The organism is Burkholderia sp. BCC1999, from assembly GCF_905339975.1.
Lineage (GTDB): Bacteria > Pseudomonadota > Gammaproteobacteria > Burkholderiales > Burkholderiaceae > Burkholderia.
Genome location: NZ_CAJPHP010000016.1, coordinates 73,835 through 98,683 on the forward strand (window position 1 = coordinate 73,835; position 24,849 = coordinate 98,683).

Annotated in this window: 23 protein-coding genes and 1 riboswitch; of the genes, 5 read left to right on the top strand and 18 right to left on the bottom strand. The window is 68.4% G+C overall.

Annotated elements, in window-relative coordinates; genetic code table 11:
* Window positions 1-31: 31 nt before the first annotated feature.
* Window positions 32-415 carry a lactoylglutathione lyase gene (gloA, locus tag U5809_RS23070; RefSeq protein WP_322088256.1) on the top strand — a complete coding sequence of 128 codons (384 nt, stop codon included), beginning with the start codon at window positions 32-34 and terminating at the stop codon, window positions 413-415.
* A gap of 110 nt (window positions 416-525) precedes the next feature.
* Here gloA and U5809_RS23075 read toward each other — a convergent pair whose 3' ends face one another.
* From U5809_RS23075 to glyQ, 5 genes are read right to left on the bottom strand one after another with little or no spacing between them, the layout of a single operon-like run.
* Window positions 526-1,413, bottom strand: a complete 888-nt coding sequence (locus U5809_RS23075) for a SprT family zinc-dependent metalloprotease (RefSeq protein WP_322088257.1) — start codon at window positions 1,411-1,413, stop codon at window positions 526-528.
* A gap of 46 nt (window positions 1,414-1,459) precedes the next feature.
* Window positions 1,460-2,224, bottom strand: a complete 765-nt coding sequence (locus U5809_RS23080; protein WP_322088258.1) for a lysophospholipid acyltransferase family protein — start codon at window positions 2,222-2,224, stop codon at window positions 1,460-1,462.
* Between the two features lie 43 nt (window positions 2,225-2,267).
* On the bottom strand, window positions 2,268-2,831 hold the full coding sequence (gene gmhB / locus U5809_RS23085) for a D-glycero-beta-D-manno-heptose 1,7-bisphosphate 7-phosphatase (RefSeq protein ID WP_322088259.1): 564 nt from the start codon (window positions 2,829-2,831) through the stop codon (window positions 2,268-2,270).
* A 10-nt stretch (window positions 2,832-2,841) separates the two neighbouring features.
* Window positions 2,842-4,941 (bottom strand): glycine--tRNA ligase subunit beta, encoded by a 2,100-nt coding sequence (gene glyS, locus U5809_RS23090; protein WP_322088260.1) that lies wholly within the window; start codon window positions 4,939-4,941, stop codon window positions 2,842-2,844.
* A gap of 22 nt (window positions 4,942-4,963) precedes the next feature.
* The gene (gene glyQ, locus U5809_RS23095) at window positions 4,964-5,968 is read right to left on the bottom strand and encodes a glycine--tRNA ligase subunit alpha (protein WP_322088261.1); all 1,005 of its coding nucleotides are present in this window, start codon (window positions 5,966-5,968) and stop codon (window positions 4,964-4,966) included.
* Window positions 5,969-6,288: 320 nt separating this feature from the next.
* On the opposite strand from glyQ, the gene U5809_RS23100 reads away from it, so the two are divergent.
* A complete protein-coding gene (locus U5809_RS23100) occupies window positions 6,289-7,944 on the top strand; it encodes a hypothetical protein (RefSeq protein ID WP_322088262.1) in 1,656 nt (551 codons plus the stop codon).
* A 54-nt stretch (window positions 7,945-7,998) separates the two neighbouring features.
* Here the strand turns inward: U5809_RS23100 and lnt are convergent, their stop codons facing one another.
* The 8 genes from lnt to U5809_RS23140 all read right to left on the bottom strand — a co-directional run bounded on the left by lnt (window position 7,999) and on the right by U5809_RS23140 (window position 16,339).
* Complete coding sequence (lnt, locus tag U5809_RS23105) at window positions 7,999-9,699, bottom strand: apolipoprotein N-acyltransferase (RefSeq protein WP_322088263.1); 1,701 nt, start codon at window positions 9,697-9,699, stop codon at window positions 7,999-8,001.
* 52 nt (window positions 9,700-9,751) lie between these two features.
* Window positions 9,752-10,639 (bottom strand): HlyC/CorC family transporter, encoded by an 888-nt coding sequence (locus U5809_RS23110; protein ID WP_176050294.1) that lies wholly within the window; start codon window positions 10,637-10,639, stop codon window positions 9,752-9,754.
* Between the two features lie 320 nt (window positions 10,640-10,959).
* Entirely contained in the window at window positions 10,960-11,109 is a 150-nt protein-coding gene (locus tag U5809_RS23115) for a hypothetical protein (RefSeq protein WP_167361875.1), read from the bottom strand.
* Between the two features lie 70 nt (window positions 11,110-11,179).
* Window positions 11,180-11,812, bottom strand: coding sequence for a gamma-glutamylcyclotransferase (locus U5809_RS23120; protein WP_176050293.1), 633 nt, complete (start codon window positions 11,810-11,812; stop codon window positions 11,180-11,182).
* Window positions 11,813-11,824: 12 nt separating this feature from the next.
* Complete coding sequence (gene ybeY / locus U5809_RS23125) at window positions 11,825-12,601, bottom strand: rRNA maturation RNase YbeY (RefSeq protein ID WP_322088264.1); 777 nt, start codon at window positions 12,599-12,601, stop codon at window positions 11,825-11,827.
* Window positions 12,602-12,742: 141 nt separating this feature from the next.
* Complete coding sequence (locus U5809_RS23130; RefSeq protein WP_282505932.1) at window positions 12,743-13,789, bottom strand: PhoH family protein; 1,047 nt, start codon at window positions 13,787-13,789, stop codon at window positions 12,743-12,745.
* A 29-nt stretch (window positions 13,790-13,818) separates the two neighbouring features.
* Window positions 13,819-15,192, bottom strand: coding sequence for a tRNA (N6-isopentenyl adenosine(37)-C2)-methylthiotransferase MiaB (gene miaB / locus U5809_RS23135; protein ID WP_282505931.1), 1,374 nt, complete (start codon window positions 15,190-15,192; stop codon window positions 13,819-13,821).
* Window positions 15,193-15,406: 214 nt separating this feature from the next.
* Window positions 15,407-16,339, bottom strand: coding sequence for a LysR family transcriptional regulator (locus U5809_RS23140; RefSeq protein ID WP_322088265.1), 933 nt, complete (start codon window positions 16,337-16,339; stop codon window positions 15,407-15,409).
* Between the two features lie 144 nt (window positions 16,340-16,483).
* Between U5809_RS23140 and U5809_RS23145 the strand changes: the two genes are divergently transcribed.
* The 3 genes from U5809_RS23145 (at window position 16,484) to ribB (ending at window position 19,710) form a co-directional block, all read left to right on the top strand.
* A complete protein-coding gene (locus tag U5809_RS23145; protein WP_176050289.1) occupies window positions 16,484-17,659 on the top strand; it encodes an MFS transporter in 1,176 nt (391 codons plus the stop codon).
* Between the two features lie 195 nt (window positions 17,660-17,854).
* Window positions 17,855-18,538, top strand: coding sequence for a helix-turn-helix domain-containing protein (locus U5809_RS23150; protein WP_176050288.1), 684 nt, complete (start codon window positions 17,855-17,857; stop codon window positions 18,536-18,538).
* Window positions 18,539-18,732: 194 nt separating this feature from the next.
* Window positions 18,733-18,881: riboswitch (FMN riboswitch) on the top strand.
* A gap of 118 nt (window positions 18,882-18,999) precedes the next feature.
* Window positions 19,000-19,710, top strand: coding sequence for a 3,4-dihydroxy-2-butanone-4-phosphate synthase (gene ribB, locus U5809_RS23155; RefSeq protein WP_282505927.1), 711 nt, complete (start codon window positions 19,000-19,002; stop codon window positions 19,708-19,710).
* Window positions 19,711-19,780: 70 nt separating this feature from the next.
* Here the strand turns inward: ribB and U5809_RS23160 are convergent, their stop codons facing one another.
* The 5 genes from U5809_RS23160 to U5809_RS23180 form a co-directional block, all read right to left on the bottom strand.
* Entirely contained in the window at window positions 19,781-20,467 is a 687-nt protein-coding gene (locus U5809_RS23160) for an HAD family hydrolase (RefSeq protein ID WP_322088266.1), read from the bottom strand.
* Window positions 20,468-20,655: 188 nt separating this feature from the next.
* Window positions 20,656-21,642 carry an inositol 2-dehydrogenase gene (gene iolG / locus U5809_RS23165; RefSeq protein ID WP_322088267.1) on the bottom strand — a complete coding sequence of 329 codons (987 nt, stop codon included), beginning with the start codon at window positions 21,640-21,642 and terminating at the stop codon, window positions 20,656-20,658.
* A 67-nt stretch (window positions 21,643-21,709) separates the two neighbouring features.
* Complete coding sequence (locus U5809_RS23170; RefSeq protein WP_322088268.1) at window positions 21,710-22,537, bottom strand: TIM barrel protein; 828 nt, start codon at window positions 22,535-22,537, stop codon at window positions 21,710-21,712.
* A gap of 233 nt (window positions 22,538-22,770) precedes the next feature.
* On the bottom strand, window positions 22,771-23,838 hold the full coding sequence (locus tag U5809_RS23175) for a LacI family DNA-binding transcriptional regulator (RefSeq protein ID WP_322088269.1): 1,068 nt from the start codon (window positions 23,836-23,838) through the stop codon (window positions 22,771-22,773).
* Window positions 23,839-24,058: 220 nt separating this feature from the next.
* Entirely contained in the window at window positions 24,059-24,775 is a 717-nt protein-coding gene (locus U5809_RS23180) for an MIP/aquaporin family protein (protein ID WP_322088270.1), read from the bottom strand.
* Window positions 24,776-24,849 lie beyond the last annotated feature (74 nt).

Sequence of the window (24,849 nt, forward strand, 5' to 3'; positions counted from 1 at the left end):
GTTCTGGAAAGTCCCCACAGGAGTACAAGACATGCGTTTGCTGCATACGATGCTGCGAGTCGGCGATCTCGACCGCTCGATCAAGTTCTACACCGAATTGCTCGGCATGAAGCTGCTGCGTCGCGAGGACTATCCGGAAGGCAAGTTCACGCTCGCGTTCGTCGGCTACGAAGACGAGAGCACCGGCACCGTGATCGAGCTGACCCATAACTGGGATACGCCGTCCTACGATCTCGGCAGCGGCTTCGGCCATCTGGCCGTGGCGGTCGAGGATGCGTACGCCGCGTGCGAGAAGATCAAGGCACAAGGCGGCAAGGTCACGCGCGAAGCGGGCCCGATGAAGCACGGCACGACCGTGATCGCCTTCGTCGAGGATCCGGACGGCTACAAGATCGAGTTCATCCAGAAGAAGTGAGCGCCGGATGAACGGGCCGCGGCGCGCGATGCGCGCGGGCGGCAAAAAGGGCGATGCGGGGTGACCCGCATCGCCCTTTTTTCATGGGCGGCGACGCCGCGTGCGTCGCGTCAAAGCGACGGCAGCAGCTCGGGCGGGTGATGCTTGAGCGTGTGCCGCGCTTCGCGGAACTCGGGGAAGATCGATTCGACGGTCTGCCAGAAGGCCGGGCTGTGGTTCATCTCGCGCAGGTGCGACAGCTCGTGCGCGACGACGTAGTCGATGATCGACATCGGAAAATGGATCAGCCGCCAGTTCAGGCGGATCTTGCCATCGCTTGAACAGCTGCCCCAGCGCGTCGCGGCCGACGACAGCGCATACATCGAATACGTGACGCCGAGTTTTTCCGCGTAGACCGGGAGGCGTTCGCCGAAGATGCGTTTCGCTTCGCCCTGCAGCCAGCCTTGCACGCGATCCTTGATCTGCTGCATGTCGGCCTGCACGGACAGCGGCAGCGACAGACGCAGCGCATCGGCGTCGAACGAGACGGCGCCCGCGCCGAGCGCGATCGTCACCGTCTTGCCGAGATACGGCAGCTGCGCGCCGTCGCGCCAGTCGATCTGCGGCAGCGCGCGCTGCTCGGTGCGCGTCTTCCACTCCGCGAGCTTCGCGAAGATCCAGCGTTGCTTCTCGGAGATCGCCGCTTCGATGTCGGCGAGCGTGACCCAGCGCGGCGCGGTGATCGACAACCCGCTGCCGTCGATCGTGAAGCCGATCGTACGGCGTGCCGAACGTTTCAGCCGGTATTCGAGCACGCGGCTGTCGAGCGCGAACGTGCGCACGCGCGAACGGTCGGGTGCCGGGCCCGGTGCGGGCGGAGCCGTGGGGGCGGCTTCAGGCGGCGCCGGCGGCGTGGTGGGCGCCGACGGTGCGGCGGCCGGCCCGTCGAAGAGAGGCAGATCCATCTGGCGATGATCGAGAGCCACGACGGCAGGCCGTGGCCGCGGACGCTGTTTCATCAGTTCGCTTCTTTTTGTCGTACGCAACGGCTGCAATCCGGGGGCTTCAGGCACGCGCGGCATCGCGCGAGCCGGCATTGCCCGCCTGGCGATAGGAATCGGGATCGATGCGGCGCATTTCCGCTTCGATCCATGCTTCGACCTGCGAGTTCAATACATCGGGTGTCAGCCCGTCGCTGGGGATCGGCTTGCCGATCGACACGGTGACGACGCCCGGGAATTTCGTGAACGAGTTGCGCGGCCACACCCGACCTGCATTGTGCGCGATCGGCACGACGGGCGCGCCGGTTTCGATCGCGAAGCGCGCGCCGCCTGTCTTGTACTTGCCCTGCTTGCCGACCGGCGTGCGGGTGCCCTCCGGGAACATGATCATCCATGCGCCTTCCGACAGGCGCTTCTTGCCCTGGCGGATCACCGACGTGAACGCGTTCTTGCCTTCCTTGCGGTTGATGTTGACCATGTGCAGCAGCCCGAGCGCCCAGCCGAAGAACGGCACGTACAGCAGCTCGCGCTTGAACACATAGCAGAGCGGCCTCGGCATCAGCGCCGGAAACGCGAGCGTCTCCCACGCGGACTGGTGCTTCGACAGCAGCACGGCCGGGCCGTCGGGCAGGTTCTCGTAGCCTTCGATCCGGTAGCGGATGCCGTTCAGCCAGCGCACGACCCACAGCGTGGACTTGCACCAGCCGGCCGCCATCCAGTAGCGCGCGTCGGGGCGCATGAACGGAAAGGCGATGAAGCACGCGGTGGCGTACGGCACCGTGTACAGGACGAAGTAGATCAGCAGCAGCAGGGAGCGGACGAAGCGCATCGGCGTAAGTCTGGCGTTAGGGAGGATGCGCGCGGCGCCCGCATCACTCGTGTTCGTGTGAAAGGAAATCGAGCGCGAACGCGCGCAGGTCGTCATGCACCTTCGTGCCGGGCGGCAGATTGCCCGCGGCGAGCGTCTTCTTGCCCTTGCCGGTCAGCACGAGGTGCGGCTGGAAGCCGACCGCGACACCGGCCTGCAGGTCGCGCAGCGAATCGCCGACGACCGGCGTGTGATCGGGATCGATCTCGAAGCGCTCGGCGATCATCTGCATCATGCCGGGTTTCGGCTTGCGGCAGTCACAGTGATCCTCGGCCGTGTGCGGGCAAAAGAACACGGCGTCGATGCGCGCGCCGACCGCGGCCGCCGCGCGATGCATTTTCAGGTGCATCTCGTTCAACGTGGCCATGTCGAACAGCCCGCGACCGATGCCGGACTGGTTGGTCGCGACGACCACGCGATAACCTGCGTGGTTGAGCCGGGCGATCGCCTCGAGACTGCCGGGCAGCGCGATCCATTCGTCGGGCGTCTTGATGAACGCATCCGAATCGACGTTGATCACGCCGTCCCGGTCGAGGACGACGAGCTTTCGGTTGGGGCTGATCGGCATCGTGCGGCCCTTATGCGGCGAGCTTCGAGATGTCGGCGACGCAGTTCATCTGCTGGTGCAGCGCGGACAGCAGTGCGAGCCGGTTGGCGCGCAGTGCGGGGTCTTCCGCGTTGACCATCACGTCGTTGAAGAACGTATCGACCGGTGCGCGCAGCGCGGCGAGCGCCGACAGCGCGCCCGTGTACGCACGCGCTTCGAGCTGCGATTGCACGTGCGGCGTCACGGCCGCGAGCTGTTCGTGCAGCGCCATCTCGGCGGCTTCGACGAGCAGTGACGGCTGCACCGTGCCGCTCGCGCCGCCTTCCGACTTCTTCAGGATGTTCGAGATCCGCTTGTTCGCGGCCGCGAGCGCTTCGGCTTCCGCCAGGCGCGTGAATTCGCGCACCGCGTCGAGGCGGGCGACGAGATCGTCGACGCGCGTCGGGTTCAGGCTCAGCACCGCGTCGATTTCACCGGCCGTATAGCCGCGCTCGCGCAGCAGGCCGCGCAGGCGATCCATGAAGAATGCGAAGATCGCATCGGTCGACTCGGCGACGCCCGGCACGCCTTCGAAGCGAGCGTGGGCCGTGCGCAGCAGCGACACGAGATCGAGCGGCAGCTGTTTCTCGAGCAGCAGGCGCAGCACGCCGAGCGCGTGGCGGCGCAGCGCGAACGGATCCTTCTCGCCGGTCGGCGCGAGGCCGATGCCCCAGATGCCGACGATCGTTTCGAGCTTGTCGGCCAGCGCGACGGCGGTCGACACGGGCGTGGTCGGCAGCGCGTCGCCCGAGAAGCGCGGCTGGTAGTGCTCGGCGCATGCGAGCGCGACGTCGTCGGCTTCGCCGTCGTGGCGCGCGTAGTACGTGCCCATCGTGCCCTGCAGTTCCGGGAACTCGCCGACCATGTCGGTCAGCAGGTCGGCCTTCGCGAGGCGCGCGGCGCGCTTCGCGTGGGTGGCGTCGGCGCCGATCGCGGGCGCGATCTCGCCGGCCAGCGCCTCGAGGCGCTCGACGCGTGCGAGCGCCGAACCGAGCTTGTTGTGATACACGACGTTCGCGAGCTGCGGCACGCGGTCGGCGAGCGGCTTCTTCTTGTCCTGCTCGAAGAAGAACTTCGCATCGGCGAGGCGCGGGCGCACGACGCGCTCGTTGCCTTCGATGATCTCGCCCGGCGTCTTCGTCTCGATGTTCGACACGATCAGGAAGCGCGAACGCAGCTTGCCGGCGACGTCGGTCAGCGCGAAATACTTCTGGTTCGTCTGCATCGTGAGGATCAGGCATTCCTGCGGAACCTGCAGGTATTCGTCCTCGAAGCGGCACGGGTAGACGACCGGCCATTCGACCAGCGACGTCACTTCGTCGAGCAGCGATTCGGGCATCACGACCGTGTCGCCGTTCGCGTGTTCGTTCAGCTGCGTGCGAATCGTTTCGCGGCGATCGACGAAGTGCGCGATCACGCGGCCCTTGTCGCGCAGCGTGTCGGCGTACGCGCGCGCATGCTGGATCGCGACGAGGCCGTCGGACAGGAAGCGGTGGCCGAGCGTGGTGTCGCCGGCGTCGACGCCGAACGCGGTGACGGGCACGACGCGGTCGTCGTGCAGCACCGTCAGGCGATGCACCGGGCGCACGAACTTCACGTCGGAGCCGTCCGGGCGCTGGTACGTCATGAACTTCGGGATCGGCAGCTTCGCGAGCGCTTCGTCGAGCGCGGCCTGCAGGCCGTCCGCGAGCGTGGCACCGGCCGCCGAATAGTTGATGAAGAAGGCTTCGGCCTTGCCGTCCTGCGCGCGCTCGAGATCGGCGATCGACAGGTTCGGGTGGCCGAGCGCCGCGAGCTTCTTCGCGAGCGGGGCCGTCGGCTTGCCTTGCGCGTCGAGTGCGACCGACACCGGCAGGACTTTTTCGCGGACCTGCTTTTCAGGCGCGACGGCGCGCACGTTCTGCACGACGACGGCGAGGCGGCGCGGCGTGGCGTAGCGTTCGAACACGAGTTCGCCTTCGACGAGGTCGCGCGCCGCGAGGCGTTGCGCGATACCTTCGGCGAATGCGTCGCCGAGGCGCGCGAGGGCCTTCGGCGGCAGCTCTTCGGTCAGCAGTTCGACGAGCAGGGGGGCGGGATGATTGTGCGTCATGATTGGAATAATTCTCGTCTCGTCAGTCCTGATCGATCTTGCGTTCGACCTTGAGCGGCGGCGCCCATGCCGGCTGCGCGGCGTCCTGGGCGTCGGTGGTGAGGCCCGGCACGCCCGGCGGGTTGCCGAGCATCGGGAAGCCGAGCTTCTCGCGCGAGTCGTAGTAAGCCTGTGCGACGAGACGCGACAGTGCGCGGATGCGGCCGATGTACGCCGCACGCTCGGTGACCGAGATCGCGCCGCGCGCATCGAGCAGGTTGAACGTGTGGCCGGCCTTCAGCACGAGTTCGTACGCGGGCAGCGCGAGCTGTGCGTCGATCATCTTCTTCGCTTCCGCTTCGTAGCTGTTGAACAACGTGAACAGCAGGTCGACGTTCGCGTGCTCGAAGTTGTAGGTCGACTGCTCGACCTCGTTCTGGTGATACACGTCGCCATACGACAGGCGGCGCAGCTCGGGGCCGTTCGGGCCTTGCTCTTCCCATTCGGTCCACACGAGGTCGTACACGTTCTCGACCTTCTGCAGGTACATCGCGAGGCGTTCGAGGCCGTACGTGATCTCGCCGAGCACCGGCTTGCACTCGAGGCCGCCGACTTCCTGGAAGTACGTGAACTGCGTGACTTCCATCCCGTTCAGCCACACTTCCCAGCCGAGGCCCCACGCGCCGAGCGTCGGGTTTTCCCAGTCGTCCTCGACGAAGCGCACGTCGTTCTGCTTCAGGTCGAAGCCGAGCGCTTCGAGCGAGCCGAGGTACAGGTCGAGGATGTTTTCCGGCGCCGGCTTGAGCACGACCTGGTACTGGTAGTAGTGCTGCAGGCGGTTCGGGTTCTCGCCGTAGCGGCCGTCCTTCGGGCGGCGCGACGGCTGCACGTACGCGGCGCGCCACGGCTCGGGGCCGACCGCGCGCAGGAACGTGTGGACGTGCGACGTGCCCGCGCCGACTTCCATGTCGATGGGCTGGAGCAGGGCGCAACCCTGCTTGTCCCAGTAGGACTGCAGCGTCAGGATGATTTGCTGAAACGTAAGCATGAAGAGCCTTCGTGGCGCTGGCGCTCCGTTGCGGGCGGCGCTCCGGGCGGGGCCCGGAGGGTCGGCTCGCGCGGCGGCGCGGCTTGTTAGTGTGCTGAAACGCGTAATTTTACCGGATCGGCGACCAGATGCGGCCGGAACGCGGGCGACACCGCCGCCGGCCCGCTTCCGGAGGGTGCGCATGGGCGGCCGGCGCGGCCCGTCCGGCCGTCCGCGGCCCGTCGCGACACGCGTGCCGTGCCGCCGCGCGCGAGCGTTAAGATGCGCATATTGCGGCGCGCGTCACGCGAGCCGCGTCACCGCTTTCCGACGCCGACTGCATGGACGACCCGACCGAACTCCTCATTCCGCTGCTGCCGCCGTTCCTCGCGCTGCTCGGGCAGGCCGCCGACGCGCAGGCGCGCGGCGAGCGCGCCGCGCACGATCTGTGGCTCGCCGCCGCCGCCCATCTGCATGCGGTCGATGCCGATGCACTTGCGCAACTCACGACGGCGCTCGTCGCGCGGCAGCGCACGGCCGACGCGCTCGCGCTCGCCGAGTGCGCGGTGCGCGTGCAGCCGGGCGCGACAGCGTACTTCAATCACGGCTATGCGCTGCAGATGGCCGACCGCCATGCGGACGCCGTCGCGCCGTACCGCGCGGCGCTGGCGATCGATGCCGGCCGGCCGTCGCTGCGCAACAACCTCGCGATCGCGTTGCGGCTGTCCAGCGGCGATCGCAAAGAGGAGATCGCGCTGCTCGACGCGGCCGTGCAGCACGATCCGCAAGACGTGCAGGCGTGGATCAATCTTGTCGTCGCGCGGATCGCGACGCACGACCTCGACGGCGCACTCGCGTGTGCCGCGCGGCTGGCCGACCTCGCGCCCGGCAACGCGCTTGCGATGAACAACGTCGCGATGGCGATGAAGGAGGCGCAGCGCTGGGACGATGCCGAGCGCTACGCGGCGCGCGCATGCGAGCTGGCGCCCGACGATGCATCGTTCCGTTTCAACCTGGCGATCATCCAGCTCGTGCGCGGCAACTACGCGGCCGGCTGGCGCGGCCATGAGGCGCGCTGGGACGGCGCAGGCGAGTTGCGCGGCCGCCGGCCGGTGCTGCCGGGCCCGCGCTGGCAGGGCGAGCCACTTGCCGGCAAGACGCTGCTGGTGTGGGGCGAGCAGGGCCTCGGCGACGTGCTGCAATTCTGCCGCTTCGTCGCGCCGCTCGCGGAGCGCGTGCATCGCGAAGGCGGCCGGCTCGTGTGGAATACGTTCCCGCAGGTCGGCACGCTGATGCAGCGCAGCCTTGGCGCGTACGCGGATGATTTTGGCGCAGGCGGCGGTGTCGACACGCTGCCGGCGTTCGACTACGAGGTGCCGCTGATCGGCCTGCCGCTGATGCTCGGGATGGAAGCGTCGACGCTCGCGTCGTCGGTGCCGTACCTGCGGGCCGACCCCGATGCGTGCGACGCGTGGCGCGCGCGGCTTGCCGGCGAACGTCGGCTGAAGGTCGGGCTCGTGTGGACGGGCAGCGCGGGCCACCAGCGCAACCCGTTCCGGCGCGTCGGGCTCGAGCGCTATGCCGATGCGTTTCGCGGGATCGACGGCGTTGCGTTCTATTCGCTGCAGCCGGGCGCGCACGCGGATGTCGCCGCGGCACGTGCGGCCGGCTTCGCGGTCGAGGATTTCACGGCGGAACTGACGAGCTTCGACGATACGGCCGCGTTCATCGGCGCGCTGGATCTCGTGATTACCGTATGCACGTCGGTCGCGCACCTGGCGGGCGCGCTCGGTGCGCGCACCTGGGTGCTGCTCGACGTGAACCCGCACTGGCCGTGGATGCTCGAACGCACGGACAGCCCGTGGTATCCGACCGCCACGTTGTACCGGCAGTCGACGTTCGGTGCATGGGCGCCGGTGATGGAGGCGGCGAGTCGCGACCTGCGGAGCCTGGCCGCTCAGCCGGATCGACTGGGTCAAGCGGCCCGGCAGGCCTGAGCGGCCTGCCGGTTCGCGGTCGTCGGCCGCCGCGCGCAGCGGCGGCCGTTTGCCTCATTCGGGCTGGTCGGCGCCGGTCTTCCGGCCGTTGCGCCGGCGCAGCCCCGGCCCGAACGTGAAGCCGAACGCCAGCAGCACGAACGACACCGCGAGCACGATGTTGTTGCCGCTCGTCACGTAAGGCGTGAAGCCGCTCGTGCCTTCGATCCGCACATCCAGCGAACCGATCGTGAACGGCTTCAGCTGGCCGAGTACGCGCCCGTGCGCATCGATCGCGGCCGTCATCCCCGTGTTGGTCGAACGCAGCATCGGCCGGCCCGTTTCGAGCGAGCGCATCCGCGCGATCTGCAGGTGCTGGTCGAGCGCGATCGTGTCGCCGAACCACGCGAGGTTCGTCACGTTGACCAGCACGCCTGGCGGCTGCGGATTGTCGCGGATCGTCGCGGCGATTTCCTCGCCGAACAAGTCCTCGTAGCAGATGTCGGCCATCACGGGCTGGTTGTGCACGAGGAACGGCTTCTGCACCGGCGCGCCGCGCGCGAAATCGCCGAGCGGCATCTTCATCAGGTTGACGAACCACCGGAAGCCCCACGGGATGAATTCGCCGAAGGGCACGAGATGGTGCTTGTCGTAGTGATAGATGTCGCGCGAGTTCGGCGTCACGCCGTACAGGCTGTTCGTATAGTCGACGTAGTGGCCGTCCTCGGTCACCGACGCGCCGACCGCGCCGAACAGCACGGCCGAACCCGTCGTGTCGCTGAACTTGCGGATCGCGACGGCGAACGGCTCGGGCAGCTCCTGGATCATCACCGCGATCGCGGTCTCCGGCGTGACGATCAGGTCGGCCGGCTTCTCGATGATCATCTGCTGGTACATCTTGATCGCCGCGTCGATGCCTTCCTGCTCGAACTTGATGTCCTGCTTCACGTTGCCCTGCAGCAGCCGCACGGTAAGCGGTGCATTCGCGGGCACCGTCCACGTGACCTGCGACAGCCCGAGGCCGGCCGCAATGAGCGCGACCGCCACGCCGGCCGGTGCGGCGATGCGCACGCGCGCGTTGCCGCCCGCACTGCCGGGGCCGGGGGCACGCGCGGGCGACGGGCGTGCGGCGGCGAGCGCCTGCACGACCAGCGCGGCGAACAGCGCGAGCACCCATGCGATTCCGTACACGCCGACCACCGGCGCGAAGCCCGCGAACGGGCCGTCGACCTGCGGGTAGCCGCTGGCGAGCCACGGAAAGCCGGTGAACAGCGTGCCGCGCAGCCATTCGCCGAAGGCCCACGCGCTGGCGAACGCGAACGCGCCGTGCCAGGTCGGCGAGAACGGGCGCGGATCAGGGGTGCGGCGATGCCACGCATGACCCGCGCAGAACGACCACAGCCCGGCCGAGAACGCCGGATACAGTGACAGGTACAGCGCGAACAGCACGAGCGCGCCGCCCGCGAGCGGCGCGGCCATCTCGCCGTACACGTGCATGCTGATGTAGAGCCACCAGATGCCGCTGATGAAGTTGCCTAAGCCGAACGCGCCGCCGGTGAGCGCGGCGCCGCGCCAGCTCGACGTGCGCGTCAGTTGCGCGAAAAACCAGACGAATACGACGAGTTGCAGCCAGCCGCCATGCGGCGTCGGTGCAAAGCTGAGCGTATTGGCGGCGCCGGCGAGCAGTGCGGCCGGGTAATGCCAGCGCGGTAGCGCGCGGCCGGGCGCCGGCGCGAGGAGGCCGCCAGCCGGGCGGGACGGGATCGGATCGTCCATGTGAAGCGGAAGTGGGCGAGCGGTTGAAGGAAACGCGGCTGGCGCGGAACGGTCAGTCTTCGTGCGAGGTTTCGGCGCGACGGCTGGCGAGCGGATTGCGGCGCACCAGCAGGACATGCACCTGGCGCGCATCGCCGCGCTGGATCTCGAACACGAGGTTGCCGAGCTGCAGCTTCTCGCCGCGATGCGGCACGCGTCCGAAATGATGGGTGATCAGGCCGCCGATCGTGTCGACTTCGTCGTCGGGGAAATCGGTGCCGAACGCCTCGTTGAACTGTTCGATCTCGGTGAGCGCGCGCACGCGGAAGCGGCCGTCCGGCCCCGAGATGATGTTGCCGGCTTCCTCGTCGAAGTCGTATTCGTCCTCGATGTCGCCGACGATCTGTTCGAGCACGTCCTCGATCGTGATCAGGCCCGCGACGCCGCCGTATTCGTCGACGACGATCGCCAGGTGGTTGCGGTTCACGCGGAAGTCGTGGAGCAGCACGTTCAGGCGCTTCGATTCCGGGATAAACACGGCCGGGCGCAGCATCCCGCGCACGTCGAATTCTTCCTCGGCGTAAAAACGCAGCAGATCCTTCGCGAGCAGCACGCCGATGACGTTGTCGCGGTTCTCCTCGTACACGGGGTAGCGCGAGTGCGCTTTTTCGAGCACGAACGGGATGAAATCCTCGGGCTTGTCGGCGATGTTGATCGCGTCCATCTGCGCGCGCGGCACCATGATGTCGCGGGCGCACAGATCGGATACCTGGAACACGCCTTCGATCATCGACAGCGAGTCGGCGTCGATCAGGTTGCGTTCGTGGGCGTCCTGGAGAATTTCCAGCAACTCGCCGCGGGATTCGGGCTCGGGCGAGATGAAGTCGGTCAGGCGCTCGAGCAGCGAGCGCTTTTCTTGCGGTTTGTCGGTTAGCTTACGACTGGGATACGAATCGTTCATGGTGGTGCGCCCGGGTCATGCCGGAGCGCGCTGTCACGGAGTAGGCAAGGATACACCAAGGGCACGACGCGACCGTGTCACCCTGGCCGTACGGCCAGGGCGGGCTGCGCGCGGGCCCCGCTCGCGGACGGCCGCGCCGGGCGCGACATCGTCCTCGGGTCCATCCTATCTCAGAAAAGGGCGAAGGCGCAGCAGCGGCAAAAAACGGGTTCGGGCAGGCAGGGCCGGCCCGACGCGAGGAAACGACCGGCCGACCGATGGGTGCCGGCGGCAATCTGCCGCATGCGATGGCTGCCGAAGACGGCTGCGGGGAAGAAAGCTCAGAAGCGCATGCCGGCCGAGCAGCCGCCGGCGGCCGCACCGTTGGTCGCGGCGCCGCCGCAGCCCAGGATCCCGCAGCCGGAGAGCGCGACGCTCGCGGCGACGAGCAGCGCGGCGACCTTGCAGCGCGACCAGCGTGACGGTTTCATCGGCGGGAACCTCGTTCGAATGCGCACACGGCGCGGGAGCGCGTGACGGCCAGCCGGGCGTCGGGCCGCGTCACCGGCATCGCGCGAGCAGCCCTTCCAGTGCGCGATCGGGGATGCCGCTCGCGCGCAGCGCGTCGACCGTGCGGCTCACGTAGTCGAGCGTCGTGCCGTAGCGGCCGGTCGCGCAGCTGAACACTTCCTTCACGATCGGGTCGGACAGCTTGCCCGTATAGGTCGGGACGTCGCGGCGCATCACGAAGGCGAGCGCGTTCACGCGTTCGCCGTTCTCGAGCGAGCACGGCAGCCAGGCGGGCCGGTACGAGCCCATGGGCATCTCGCGCTTCCACAGTGTCTCGAGGTGCGGCTGCGCGGTCGGGCCCGACAGCCGGAATGCGATGCCCGAGCACGAGCCGCCGCGATCGAGCGCGAGTACGAGGCCCGGGCGTTCGGGCGTGCCGCGGTTCACGCGCGACCACAGGTACAGCCCGCGGTGGTAGCCGTGCACCTTGCCGCGTACGGCGGCGACGGTCGGCAGACCGGGGTTCCAGATCAGCGAGCCATAACCGAACAGCCAGAGATCCTGCCGGCCGTCCCAGTCGCGCATCGTGTGCGCGAGCGAGGCCGCGAGTTCGTCTTCCGTCAGCAGCCGCCCGTCGCCGATCGCGGGCGGGTAGGCGGACGGGAGCATCGCGGCGTTGCGCATCGTACTGAAGGCTTACTGGTATGGGTTCGGGAAGCCCAGCTTCGCGAGGATGTCGACTTCGAGCGCTTCCATTTCGGCCGCGTCTTCGTCGCTCGTCTCGTGGTCGTAGCCCTGCGCGTGCAGCGCGCCGTGCACCAGCAGGTGCGCGTAGTGGGCCGTGAGCGGCTTGCCCTGCTCATGCGCTTCCTTCTCGACGACCGGGCAGCACAGCACGAGGTCGCCGATCACGGTGCCGTCGGGCGCCGCGTCGTACGCGAAGGTCAGCACGTTGGTCGGGTAGTCCTTGTGGCGGTAGCCGGCGTTCAGCGTGCGGCCTTCGTCTTCGCCGACGAAGCGCACGGTGAGCTGCGCGCTCGCGAACAGCGCAGGCTCGATCCATTCGGCGATCAGCTTGCGCTTGGGCAGCGTCTTGCGCATCTCGCTCGTGATCTCGTCGCCGTACTGCACGGACAGGTCGAGTTCCAGTGCGCGCGGTTCGTCGTCGAGATCGTCTTCGCGCGGCGCGAGCTCGGCGCCCACGTGCAGCGTCACGCTGTCGTAGTGCTCGGGCTGCAGCGCGAGCTTCGCGCGCATCGCCGGATCGTTGTGCTGCGCGACGATCGCGACGGCCGCGTCGCCCGAACTGCCCGACAGGTCGAACATCAGGCTGCGACCGTCCGGGAAGTCGATCCGCAGCCCTTGTGCGTTGACGGTGCGGGCCTTGCCCTTCGCGTCGAACAGCGAAAGACGGGGGGATTCGGGCGCGGCGGACTGGGCGCGACCGGACTTGCGGGAGCGGGAGGATTTCATGACGCGTACGGCGATTGGGACGCGTTGAGGATACACCAAACAGCCGATCCCACCCGCATTCGAACGGGCGAAAAAAAGCCCGGCGCGCCGTGTGGCGGGCCGGGCCGGCAGGCCGGGGCAGCGCCGCGCGGGCGCCGCCCGTCAGCCGTCCTGGTGCTGCGCGTGGAACTCGTCGTACGCCTCGACGATGCGCGCGACGAGCGGGTGGCGCACGACGTCCGCGCTCGTGAAGCGCGTGAGTGCGATGCCACGCACGCCGCCGAGCACCTGCTGCGCTTCGACGAGGCCGCTCTTGTGGCCGCGCGGCAGGTCGACCTGGCTCGTGTCGCCGGTCACGACGGCCTTCGAGCCGAAGCCGATCCGCGTGAGGAACATCTTCATCTGCTCGGGCGTCGTGTTCTGCGCCTCGTCGAGGATGATGAACGCGTGGTTCAGCGTGCGGCCGCGCATGTACGCGAGCGGTGCGATCTCGATCATCTGGCGCTCGAACATCTTCGCGGTCTTGTCGAAGCCGAGCAGGTCGTACAGCGCGTCGTACAGCGGGCGCAGGTACGGGTCGACCTTCTGCGCGAGATCGCCCGGCAGGAAGCCGAGCCGTTCGCCGGCTTCGACGGCCGGGCGCGTCAGCACGATCCGCTTGACCTGGTCGCGCTCGAGCGCGTCGACCGCGCAGGCGACTGCGAGGTAGGTCTTGCCGGTACCGGCCGGCCCGATGCCGAACGTCACGTCGTGCGACAGGATCTGCTTCAGGTACTCGCGCTGCGCGGGCGTACGGCCGCGCAGGTCGGCGCGCCGCGTGTACAGCTTCGGCGCGGGTTCTTCGTCCGGCTCGCTGGCGTCGAGCTGCACGACGGGCTCGTCGAACGGATGATCGGGGTCGCCGCGGAAGCGCACGTCGAGCGTGTCCTGGCGGCCGTTGCCGGTCGTGTGGCGCACCTCGACCAGCGCGAGCTGGATGTCGTCGACCGACAGCGGATCGCGCGCCCGGTTGTAGAAATTTTCGAGCGCGGCGAGCGCGAGCTTGGCGCCGCGCCCGCGGATCGTGATCCGGTGGCCGCGCCGCGCGAGCGTGACGTCGAGCGCCTGTTCGATCTGCCGCAGGTTCTCGTCGAGCGGGCCGCAGAGATTGGCGAGGCGCGCGTTGTCTTCGCGCGGGGCAGTGAATTCCAGTGCTTGGACGGTCTTCAAAGTAGCGTCGGGCTCCTGTTGAGCGTCAATTAGTGGGTGGCCGCGCTCGCGTCGTCGCTGACGAGCACGAGCTCGCCGCGCAGCGAATGCGGGTACGCATGGTTGATCTTCACGTCGATCATCTGGCCGATCAGGCGCGGGTGCGACGCGAGCGGCGCCGGGAAATTCACGACCCGGTTGTTCTCGGTGCGGCCCGCGAGTTCGTTCGGATCCTTGCGCGACGGGCCCTCGACGAGGATCCGCTCGACCTTCCCGACCATCGACTGGCTGATGCGCGCGACGTTCTCCTCGATGGTCGCCTGCAGATGTTGCAGGCGTTTGAGCTTCACTTCACGCGGCGTGTCGTCGTGCAGGTTCGCGGCCGGCGTGCCGGGGCGCGGGCTGTAGATGAACGAGAAGCTCGTGTCGTAGCTCATGTCGTGCACCAGCGCCATCATCTTGTCGAAATCGTCCTCGGTCTCGCCGGGGAAGCCGACGATCATGTCGGTCGACAGCGACAGGTCGGGGCGGATCGCGCGCAGCTTGCGGATCACCGACTTGTATTCGAGCACCGTGTAGCCGCGCTTCATCGCCATCAGGATGCGGTCGGAGCCGTGCTGGACAGGCAGGTGCAGGTGGCTCACGAGCTTCGGCACCTTGGCGTAGGTGTCGATCAGGCGCTGCGTGAATTCCTTCGGGTGCGACGTCGTATAGCGGATCCGCTCGATGCCGGGGATATCGGCGACGTATTCGATCAGCGTCGCGAAATCGGCGATTTCCGACGAGCCGGCCGCCAGCGCGCCGCGGTACGCGTTCACGTTCTGGCCGAGCAGCGTGACTTCGCGCACGCCCTGGTCGGCGAGGCCGGCCACTTCGGTCAGCACGTCGTCGAGCGGGCGCGACACTTCATCGCCGCGCGTGTACGGCACCACGCAGTAGCTGCAGTACTTCGAGCAGCCTTCCATGATCGACACGAACGCGCTCGGCCCCTCGACGCGCGCGGGCGGCAGGTGGTCGAACTTTTCGATTTCGGGAAACGAGATGTCGACCTGCGCGCGGCCGCTCTCGCGGCGCGCGTCGATCATCTGCGGCAGGCGGTGCAGGGTTTGCGGGCCGAACACGAGGTCGACGTACGGGGCGCGCGACACGATCGATGCGCCTTCCTGGCTCGCGACGCAGCCGCCGACGCCGATCAGCAGGCCGGGCTTCGCTTCCTTCAGCTCGCGCACGCGGCCGAGATCGGAGAACACCTTCTCCTGCGCCTTTTCACGCACCGAGCACGTGTTGAACAGGATGATGTCCGCGTCTTCCGGCGTGTCGGTCTTTTCGAGGCCTTCGGAGGCATTGAGCACGTCCACCATCTTGTCCGAGTCGTACTCGTTCATCTGGCAGCCGAAGGTCTTTACGTAAACTTTCTTGGTCATGGGGATTCGCCGTTCGCAGTGGTTGACCTGGGGGCGTCGTCAAGGGTGAATCGGGACGGCCGTGCGCTGCACGCGAAACGCGCGCATCGAGCAGGAAAAGCCGTCGGGAAAGCCCTCCATTATAGCTTTTCGCGCTGCCCTGGGCCCGCGTCGGGTTGCGGCCTCGCGACGTCGATCGGCGGGTTCCGACCCTTGAGCGACGACGCGCCAGCCGTCAGCGGCACGCGTTCAGCAGGTCGTCGTGCGCGGCTTCCTCGCGCGCGAAGTGCTCGGCGAGAAAATCGAGCAGCACGCGCACGCGCGGCGCCATGTAGCGCTTGCCGGGATAGATCGCGTGCAGCGGCGCGCTCTGGTGCCGCCAGTCGGGCAGCAGGACCTTGAGCCGTCCGGCGCGGATGTCGTCGGCGACATCCCAGATCGAGTTCAGCACGATGCCGTTGCCGCGCAGCGCCCACTCGCGGGCGAGGCCGCCGTCGTTGGTCTCGAACGCGGTGGCGAGCGGCACCGTGCAGGTCTGCGTGTCGTCGCCGCGCGTGAAGCGCCACGTATTCATCGGCCCGGACGCCACCGTGATCACGTTGCACTGAAAGCGGGCCAGATCGTGCGGATCGCGCGGCATGCCGTGGCGCTTGACGAACGACGGCGCCGCGCACGGCACGCGCCGGTCCGCGGCGAGCCGGCGGGCGATCAGCGCGCCGTCGGGCGGCGCGGCGAAACGGATCGCGAGGTCGATCTCGTCCTGCCACAGGTTCACCGTCGAGTCGGACGCCGTCAGCGAGAAGGTCACGTCCGGGTAGCGTGCGGTGAATTCGTCGAGCCAGTCGAGCAGCCGGCGGCGGCCGAAATCGGACGTCGCCGACAGCCGCACCCGGCCGCCGACGACGTTGCGGCCGGCCTGCAGCAGCGCGTTTGCGTCGTCGAGCGCCTGCAACGCCTGCCGGCAGCCGTTCAGGTACAGGCGGCCCTCGTCGGTGAGCCGCAACTGCCGGGTCGAACGGTCGAACAGCCGGGTAGCGACCGCCGCCTCGAGCTTGGCGAGGCGCGCGCTCGCGGCGGCCGGCGTGAGATTCAGCTTGCGCCCGGCGGCGGACAGGCTGCCCAGTTCGGCCGCCTCGACGAACAGCCGGATATCGCCCAGTCGATCCATGCGATTTTCCAGAAATATTTGAAAATGGTTCAAACGCCACGCCAATTATCAAATATCGGCATCTTCGGGACAATGCGCACATCCTGCCTTTTGTGCGGTGCGGCACCAATCGGGCGTCGCGTCCGCCGCCTTCCGGAGAACGTCATGCCCATCCCGTTACTGGCGCTCGCGATCAGCGCCTTCGCCATCGGCACCACCGAGTTCATCATCATGGGCCTGCTGCCCGAGGTCGCGCACGACCTCGCCGTGTCGCTGCCGTCGGCCGGCCTGCTCGTGACCGGCTATGCGCTCGGCGTCGCGGCCGGCGCGCCGCTGCTCGCGGTGCTGACGAGCCGCATGCCGCGCAAGGCCGCGCTGCAGTTGCTGATGGCGATCTTCATCGTCGGCAACGTGCTGTGCGCGACCGCGTCAGGCTACGCGATGCTGATGGTCGCGCGCGTCGTCACGTCGTTCGCGCACGGGTCGTTCTTCGGGATCGGCGCGGTGGTCGCCGCGTCGCTCGTGCCGGCCGACAAGCGCGCGAGCGCGATCGCGCTGATGTTCACGGGGCTCACGCTGTCGAACGTGCTCGGCGTGCCGTTCGGCACGTTCGTCGGTCAGCTGCTCGGCTGGCGCGCGTCGTTCTGGATCGTTGCCGCGCTCGGCGTGCTGGCGCTCGGCGGCGTGGCCGCGCTGGTGCCGAACCGTCACGACAGCGGGCCGGTCGGCCTCGGCCACGAGGTGCGCGTGCTGAAGGAGCCGCAGGTGTGGCTCGCACTGCTGATGACGGTGCTCGGTTTCGGCGGCGTGTTCGTCGTGTTCACGTACATCGCGCCGATTCTGGAAACCGTGTCGGGCTACTCGCCGCGCGCGGTCGCGCTGATCCTCGTGCTGTTCGGCGCCGGGCTGACGATCGGCAACACGCTCGGCGGCAAGCTTGCCGACCGTGCGCTGATGCCGTCGCTGATCGCGATCCTCGTCGCGCTGATGGCCGTGATGGCCGTGTTCGCGAAGACGAGCCACCTGCCGGTCGCGGCCGCCGTCACCGTATTCGTCTGGGGGATCGCCGCGTTCGCGACAGTGCCGCCGCTGCAGGCGCGCGTGGTCGAGAAGGCCGCGAGCGCGCCGCATCTCGCATCGACGTTGAACATCGGCGCGTTCAACGTCGGCAACGCGGGCGGCGCGTGGCTCGGCGGCCTTGCGCTGGAGCACGGCTTCGCGCTCGACGCGCTGCCGTGGGTCGCCGTCGCGGTGACGTTCGCGGCGCTCGTCGTCACGTGGTTCGCGATGCGGCTCGACGCGCGCGGCCCGGCACGCGGCGCGGCGCCGGCGGCGCAGTGAGCGACGCGATAGCGGCAGGAAAAGGTTCGCGAGAAACGCATTCCTCCGCGATGCTGATAACGGTGTGAAGATAACTTCGTTTGCCCGTGCAAGGCCGGGTGATAGCGTCTCGATACGCGCCATGGCTGGCGCAACGCGATTCCGATCCCGGCTTACCCCATACGCAGGGCCGCGCAGCGGCCCGGAGGCAATGCTATGTCTTCATCCCTGGCGCTCGTGCGCGACGTGTCTTCCTTCGAGTCCGGCAACGCTGCCGACCTGCGCGCGTCCGCGTCGCTCGACGTCCTCGAGCAGGTCGTCGGCGTGAACCTCGCGCGCTTGCGCGCCGAGCGGCAACTGTCGCTCGATGCGCTCGCGCGGCTGTCCGGCGTGTCGCGCGCGATGCTCGCGCAGATCGAATCGGCGCGCAGCGTGCCGTCGATCAAAGTGCTCTGCAAGATCGCCGCGGCGCTGAAGGTGTCGGTCGCCGCGTTCCTGCGCCGCCATGCGGTGAACGGCTTCGAGCACCTGGCGGCCGAACGCGCGTCGCGCGTCGTCAGCTCGAACGGCCGTTTCTCGGCCCGCGCGCTGTATCCGGAAGGCGAGCCGGCCGCGGCCGAGTTCCACGAATTGCGGATCGCGCCGCTGCATACGGAGCCCGGCGCGCGCCGCGCGCCCGGCACGACGGTCAACCTCGTCGTCAGCGAGGGCACGCTCGAAGTCAGCGTGCATGACCGCCGCCAGTTGCTGGCGACCGGCGACGCGATCGTGTTCGATGCCGATCAGCCGTACAGCCTGCGTAACCCGGGCGACAGCGAAGCGCGCGCGTTCCGCGTGACGGTGAGCCCCGAGGTGCCGCCGCGGTGGCTCGTGCCCGACGCGGCGCACGCGGCTCACTGACCGCACGGCTGGAGCGGAACGGTCGCTTTCCCGCCGTCTCGCGGGAGCGCGGAAGCGTGGCCGGGTGGTCGGCCGTTCGGACGATGCCGTTAGACGGAGTCGTCAGTAAGGTTTTAGGTGTGGTGCGCTGCGCGTCGCGCGCAGCTGTTGTATGCTTGGCCCGCCGTTGATGGGGTACCCCCGTCCGGCAATCAGTGCGTCTTCAGGGCGGGGTGAAATTCCCCACCGGCGGTAGGCTGGCGTAAGCCGGCGAGCCCGCGAGCGCCCGCGCATCCGCGCGGGGTCAGCAGATCTGGTCGAATGCCAGAGCCGACGGTCATAGTCCGGATGAGAGAAGATGTGCAGATAGTCATGTCCGTCAGGGCTGCTTCGCGATGCGTGCGAAGCGGGTTGTCGTTCTGTCTGTTTGCAATGCCCTGGAACGTTTTTCGCCCAAATCGTATTTGCGAGGAGCGTTTCACATGTCCTTGATGTCCCTTTCGTCGGCACCGGCCGACGCCTTTGCCGATCTCCCGTTGCTGGATTCCGAACCGGTGCCGCCGCGCATCGCCGCTGCGCTCGACGCCATGCGCGCAGGCCGTGCGGTCGTGCTGCAGGATGACCACGACCGCGAGAACGAAGCCGACCTGATCGTTGCCGCCGAGCGCATCACGCCCGAGACGATGGCGCTGCTGATCCGCGAGTGCAGCGGCATCGTGTGCCTGTGCCTGACGGACGACACGGTGCGCGCGCTTGAACTGCCGCCGATGGTGCAGACCAACGAAAGCCGCAACGGCACCGCGTTCACGGTGTCGATCGAAGCGCGCGAAGGCGTGCATACCGGCGTGTCGGCGGCCGACCGCGTGACGACGATCCGCGCGGCGATCGCGGAAGGCGCGAAGCCGCACGACATCGTGCGACCCGGCCACGTGTTTCCGTTGCGTGCGCAACCGGGTGGCGTGCTCGCGCGCCGCGGCCACACCGAAGGCACGGTCGACCTGTCGATTCTCGCGGGCCTGAAGCCGGCCGGCGTGCTGTGCGAGCTGATGAATCCGGACGGCACGATGACGCGCGGCGACGACGTCGAACGTTTCGCGCAACGGCACGGGCTGCCGATGCTGACGATCGCGGAACTCGTCGAGTTCCGCGAGGCGCTGGCGGTCGCGCGCGAGCGCTGCTGCGAACCGGCCTGAGCGGCGGGAAAACGGGTGCGTTAGCGCACCCGTCGCAGGCCGGCGTGACCTGACCCGGCCTGGATGACAATCAGGACTGCACGTCGCCGAATTCGCCTCGCATGCCGGCTTCGACGAGCGACGGCAGTTCGTCCATCTTGCGCATGATCCGCGTGATGCCCATCGCGCGCAGCGCGTCCGCGTAGTTGTCGGGGATGTGGCTCGCGCCGACGAACGCGATCGTCTTCATCCCGGCCGCGCGCGCGGCATTCAGCCCCGATACGCTGTCCTCGACGACGATGCAGCGCTCCGGCGCCACACCGAGCGTGTGCGCCGCATGCAGGTAGACGTCGGGGTAGGGCTTCGGCCGCGCCACCTGCTCGGAACTGAATACGCGCTCGCCGAAGATCTCGGTGAGCGACGCACGCTTCAGCGAATTGCGCACGCGCACGAGCCGGCTGTTCGACACCACGGCCGCCGGCAGCGTGACCTTCAGCAGCGCGTCGCGCACGCCGGAGATCGGCGCGAGCGATTGCGCGAGCGCGACCTCGATGTTGTGCTCGATGGTCTCGATGAAGTTCGCGGGCATTTCGATCCCGAAGCGGGATTCGATTCCGGTGAGGAAGCGCGACGTCTGCTGGCCGAATGCCGACTTGGCAGCGGCTTCGAAATCGAGGTTCGGGAACGTGGCGGACAGCGTTTCAAGCAGTACGCGGTCGGCAATGACTTCGCTGTCGACGAGCACGCCGTCGCAGTCGCAGATGAGGTGATCGAGCATGATGGTGACAAAGCAGACAATCGGCGACGCCGATCAATTCGTCATCATACGTGCTTTCACGCGCGCGCCGCGCGCCGTTTCGGCAAATTTGCCCGATCCGGCCGTAGCGTTGCCGCGCTTCATGCAGGCGTGCTGCGGATTGCGTGACGGCGGCGGCCTGTTTGCCCGGGCCGTCGCCGCTTGTCGCGTTACAGCTCGATCACGCGCCCCGTTTTCCACGATGTCATCGCGGCCTCGGCAAGTTCGAGCGCGGCGAGCCCGTCGTCGATCGTCGTCCTGACCGGCGTGCCGTCGCGCAGCGCGTCGACGAAGTGCGCGAGCTCGGCCGCGTACGCATGCCGGTAGCGTTCGAGGAAGAACGGCTCCGGCACGTCCGTCGCGATACCTCCGGCGAGCCACGCGCTTACCTCGGTCGGCCGCACGTTGCCGGCTTGCAGCATCCCGTTGCTGCCGAGCAGCTCGAAGCGCTGGTCGTAGCCGTAGGCCGCGCGTCGCGACGTGTTGATCTGGCACAGCAGCCCGCGCCGCGTGCGGATCGTCACGGCGGTCGAATCGATGTCGCCTGCTGCGCGCACGGCCGGGTCGGTCAGGCAACTGCCGGTTGCGTGCAGCGTCTGCGCTTCGTCGCCGAGAATCCAGCGGAACATGTCGAAGTCGTGGATCAGCATGTCCTTGAAAATGCCGCCCGAGCTGCGGAGGTAGTCGACCGGCGGCGCGCCGGGGTCGCGGCTCGTGACGACCAGCATTTCCGGTGCACCGATCTCGCCGCGCTCGACACGTGCCTTCAGCGCGGCGAACGTCGGATCGAAGCGGCGCTGGAAGCCGATCATGCAGGTCACGCCGGTGCGCCGCACGACGTCCGCGCATGCGCGCGAGCGCTCGATGCTCAGGTCGACCGGCTTCTCGCAGAACACGGCCTTGCCCGCGTTCGCGGCCGCGACGATGAGGTCTGCGTGCGTGTCGGTGCTCGACGCGATCACGACCGCCTGTACCGACGCATCGCCGAGCGCGCGTTCGATGTCGGCAACCTGCGCGCCGTGCGCGTGGGCGAGCGCGTCGGCCGACGGCGCATGGCGGTCGATCACGTACCTGAGCTTCGCGCCCGGATGGCGCGCGAGATTCGCCGCGTGGATCTTGCCGATCCTGCCCGCGCCGAACAACGCGAATTCGATCATTCCGTTCTCCTGTTGATTGGGTTTTGCCGGCACGCGGCGTGTGTCGGCCGCGTGCGGTGGTGACGTATCAGCGATCCGCCAGTTGGCCGCGCACGTAGTCGATGCTCGCCCGCAGCCGGTCTTCGATGTCGTCCGCCTCGGCGATCTCGCTCGCAAACGGTTCGAACGAGAACGCGCCGCGGTAGCCGCGCGCAAGCAGTTCGCGCAGTTGCCGGATGTTGCCGAGCCGGTCGGCGCCGCCGACCAGCACGCGGTGGCCGTCGCGCATCCGGTCGACCGGCAGGCCGGTTTCCTCGACGCCGGAGATATGCACGAGGCCCGTCAGGTTCGGGAAGAAGATGTCCTCGCCTGACAGGTGATGGTGGAACGTGTCGTGCACGAGCCGGAAGACCTGTTCGCCCGCCGCGTCGTAGAGGGCTTTCACCGCGTCCGACTTGCGGCGCAGCGCGCATTCCTCGAAGCCGAGCGGCTCGATGAAGCCGAGCAGGTTGCGCGCTTCGAGGATCGGCTTCAGCGCCTTCAATGCCTTCACGAGATCCGCATGGCGCTCGCCCGCGCCGCGCGTATCGTTGCGGCTGTTGGTCGGGCACAGCACCAGCGCGCGCGCGCCGCATTGCGCCGCGTAGTCGGCCAGCACGGTCGCTTCATCCGCGCGCTCGGCGTTCCATTGCTCGAAGCGCTGCAGCGCGTTGATCGTCAGGATCGTCACGCCACCGGCTTCGGCCGTCGCGCGCACGGCGGCGGCCGGCGTGCCGTCGGCGATCTCGATGCCGTCGAGATCGTTACGGATCTCGATCGCGTCGACACCGAGGCGCCGGCACAGCGCGACGTAGCGGTCGAGCGGCAAGCGCGGCGCGCTCATCCGGTTCAGCGAAAACGTAAGGGGTTGGGTCATCACGGGGCCTCGGTCGGGGTTCGACGCCGGGACGGCAGGCGACCGGCCGGCGCGACCGAGTGCCGCCCGCGTGCGGGGCGTCCATCGGTCGGGCCATCGTTTCCGGTGCATTCGTCGTGGCGAATGACCGTCAATGTAGGACGGCGCCGTCCCGGCTGCATGCGTGGCGTTGCCGAAAAATCGGCAAGAAGACGCTCCATGAGCGGGCGCGAAACGGGTGTGCCCGGCAGGCCCTAGACCGGTTGCAGGTACGGGCTCGTGCGCACATTGGCCGAGCAGAACACGCGGAACTCGACCGGCTCGGCCGGCGGCGGCTGCTCGACCACGCCGCACGCATGCATCAGGTGCTGCAGCGCCGAGATCGCCTGCCCGTCCGGGTCCTGGTCGATCGCGATGTCCATCGTGCCTGCCTCGATGTACGCGCGATGCTGGTCGAGCATCTCGTGGCCGACCCAGACGACGTTGCCGGCCGCGCCGAAGCGGCGCAGCGCAGCCTCGATGCCGGCCGAGCCGCCGCCGCTGTTGTAGATGCCGACCACGTCGCCGGACGCGCGCAGCGCCTTCGCGACGGCGCTGTAGGCGAGGTCGTCCTGATCGAGCGTTTCGGCGATTTCAGTGTCGCAGGCCAGTTCGGGGAATGCGCGCGCCAGTTCGAAGCGGCAGCCGGCGATCCGATCCATGTGGACGCGATAGCCCATCCGGCCGCCGAGCAGCAGCACGCGACCGGGCCGCTTCGCGAGACGGCCGATGCAGTAGCCGGCCGTGCGGCCCGCGCGTTCGTTGTCGATGCCGGCGTAGTGCGAGCGCGCGATTCCGCCGATGTCGGAGACCATCGTGACGACGGTCTCGCCGCGCGCGATCGCGCCGGCCAGCGCATCGCGCACGCGCGGCGTATCGCCGGCAGTCACGATCAGCGCCGCGCGGCGGTACGCGGGGCGCTCGATCTGCTCGGCGAGGCGCGTGCAGTCGGCGGCGGGAAGGATCGCCCGGTGCACGACGACGCGCCGGTCGAGCATCTGCACCGCGCGCTGCAGCGCCTGCTGCAGCCGTCGGTAGAACGGCGTGTCGGTATCGGGCAGCAGTACGTCGACGTGAATCAGCCCGTGCCGGACATCGGGAAGCTGACGCGGCACGCCGAGCGTGCGCGCCGCGGCGACGACGCGTTCGCGCGCGTGCGCCGATACGCTGCCGCGCTCATTCAGCACGCGATCGACGGTCGCGGTGCTGACGCCCGCGAGCTGTGCGATCTCGACGAAACGCGCGGTGCGTTTGCGCCGGCGAGGTGCGGGGGCGGCGGCCATCGTGTCGTCTCCTGTCGGCCAGGGGCGGTGCTTGCATGTTTCCCCGGCATGCGTGCGGCGGGCGCGCGCTGTCGTGAGGGTGCGGGGGCTGGCGGTATGCTGGCGCCGCGACGCGAGTTCGTCAACGACGGGGGCCGGGCAGGCGAGGGGAAGGGGAGTGGCGGGGGATGATGCGCGAAGCGCGCGACGCCGAACGCCGCGCGCTTCGTTCAAACCGCGATCAGATCGTGGAATGCAGGTGCAGATACAGCCCGGCCGCCGCGGCGCCGCCCAGCAGCGGACCGACGACGGGCACCCATGCATAGCGCCAGTCGCTGTCGCGCTTGCCGGGAATCGGCAGCAGCGCATGCATGATGCGCGGCGACAGGTCGCGCGCGGGGCTCATCGCATAGCCGGTCGGGCCGCCGAGCGAGATGCCGATGCCGAGCACGAGCAGGCCGACGGGCAGAGCGTCGAGTGCGCCGAGGCCGACTTGCGGCGATGCGAGGTACAGCACGCCGAGGATCAGCACGAACGTGCAGATCGCTTCGGTCAGCACATTGTGCGTGACGCTGCGGATCGCCGGCGCCGTGCAGAACACCGCGAGCTTCAGGTCGGCATCGGCTTCCCTCGCGAAGTGCTGGCGATAGGCGAGCCACACGAGCAGGGCGCCCGCCATCCCGCCGAGCATCTGCGCGAGGATGTAGCCGCCGACTTTCGACCACGCGAACTTGCCCGCGAGCGCGAGACTGATCGTGACGATCGGGTTCAGGTGCGCGCCGCTGAACGACGCGGTCACGTAGACGGCGACGAATACGGCCATCGCCCAGCCCATCACGATCACGATCAGGTCCGCGCCTTTGCCCTTGGTCTTTGCAAGCAGCACGTTTGCGACCGCGCCGTTGCCGAGCAGCACGAGGATCGCTGTGCCGATGAATTCTGCAATATAAGGTGACATGGTTGTCTCTCGTATGTCGCGGCGGACTCGCGGGTTGCGCGGTCCGCCGGTGTTGTTGTATTTCGTCTGGATGT

Bases quoted from the DNA above. Each gene is read 5' to 3' on its own strand.
- gloA (WP_322088256.1), top strand. From the start codon at position 32: ATGCGTTTGCTGCATACGATGCTGCGAGTCGGCGATCTCGACCGCTCG.
- U5809_RS23075 (WP_322088257.1), bottom strand. From the start codon at position 1,413: ATGAAACAGCGTCCGCGGCCACGGCCTGCCGTCGTGGCTCTCGATCAT.
- U5809_RS23080 (WP_322088258.1), bottom strand. From the start codon at position 2,224: ATGCGCTTCGTCCGCTCCCTGCTGCTGCTGATCTACTTCGTCCTGTAC.
- gmhB (WP_322088259.1), bottom strand. From the start codon at position 2,831: ATGCCGATCAGCCCCAACCGAAAGCTCGTCGTCCTCGACCGGGACGGC.
- glyS (WP_322088260.1), bottom strand. From the start codon at position 4,941: ATGACGCACAATCATCCCGCCCCCCTGCTCGTCGAACTGCTGACCGAA.
- glyQ (WP_322088261.1), bottom strand. From the start codon at position 5,968: ATGCTTACGTTTCAGCAAATCATCCTGACGCTGCAGTCCTACTGGGAC.
- U5809_RS23100 (WP_322088262.1), top strand. From the start codon at position 6,289: ATGGACGACCCGACCGAACTCCTCATTCCGCTGCTGCCGCCGTTCCTC.
- lnt (WP_322088263.1), bottom strand. From the start codon at position 9,699: ATGGACGATCCGATCCCGTCCCGCCCGGCTGGCGGCCTCCTCGCGCCG.
- U5809_RS23110 (WP_176050294.1), bottom strand. From the start codon at position 10,639: ATGAACGATTCGTATCCCAGTCGTAAGCTAACCGACAAACCGCAAGAA.
- U5809_RS23115 (WP_167361875.1), bottom strand. From the start codon at position 11,109: ATGAAACCGTCACGCTGGTCGCGCTGCAAGGTCGCCGCGCTGCTCGTC.
- U5809_RS23120 (WP_176050293.1), bottom strand. From the start codon at position 11,812: ATGCGCAACGCCGCGATGCTCCCGTCCGCCTACCCGCCCGCGATCGGC.
- ybeY (WP_322088264.1), bottom strand. From the start codon at position 12,601: ATGAAATCCTCCCGCTCCCGCAAGTCCGGTCGCGCCCAGTCCGCCGCG.
- miaB (WP_282505931.1), bottom strand. From the start codon at position 15,192: ATGACCAAGAAAGTTTACGTAAAGACCTTCGGCTGCCAGATGAACGAG.
- U5809_RS23140 (WP_322088265.1), bottom strand. From the start codon at position 16,339: ATGGATCGACTGGGCGATATCCGGCTGTTCGTCGAGGCGGCCGAACTG.
- U5809_RS23145 (WP_176050289.1), top strand. From the start codon at position 16,484: ATGCCCATCCCGTTACTGGCGCTCGCGATCAGCGCCTTCGCCATCGGC.
- U5809_RS23150 (WP_176050288.1), top strand. From the start codon at position 17,855: ATGTCTTCATCCCTGGCGCTCGTGCGCGACGTGTCTTCCTTCGAGTCC.
- ribB (WP_282505927.1), top strand. From the start codon at position 19,000: ATGTCCTTGATGTCCCTTTCGTCGGCACCGGCCGACGCCTTTGCCGAT.
- U5809_RS23160 (WP_322088266.1), bottom strand. From the start codon at position 20,467: ATGCTCGATCACCTCATCTGCGACTGCGACGGCGTGCTCGTCGACAGC.
- iolG (WP_322088267.1), bottom strand. From the start codon at position 21,642: ATGATCGAATTCGCGTTGTTCGGCGCGGGCAGGATCGGCAAGATCCAC.
- U5809_RS23170 (WP_322088268.1), bottom strand. From the start codon at position 22,537: ATGACCCAACCCCTTACGTTTTCGCTGAACCGGATGAGCGCGCCGCGC.
- U5809_RS23175 (WP_322088269.1), bottom strand. From the start codon at position 23,838: ATGGCCGCCGCCCCCGCACCTCGCCGGCGCAAACGCACCGCGCGTTTC.
- U5809_RS23180 (WP_322088270.1), bottom strand. From the start codon at position 24,775: ATGTCACCTTATATTGCAGAATTCATCGGCACAGCGATCCTCGTGCTG.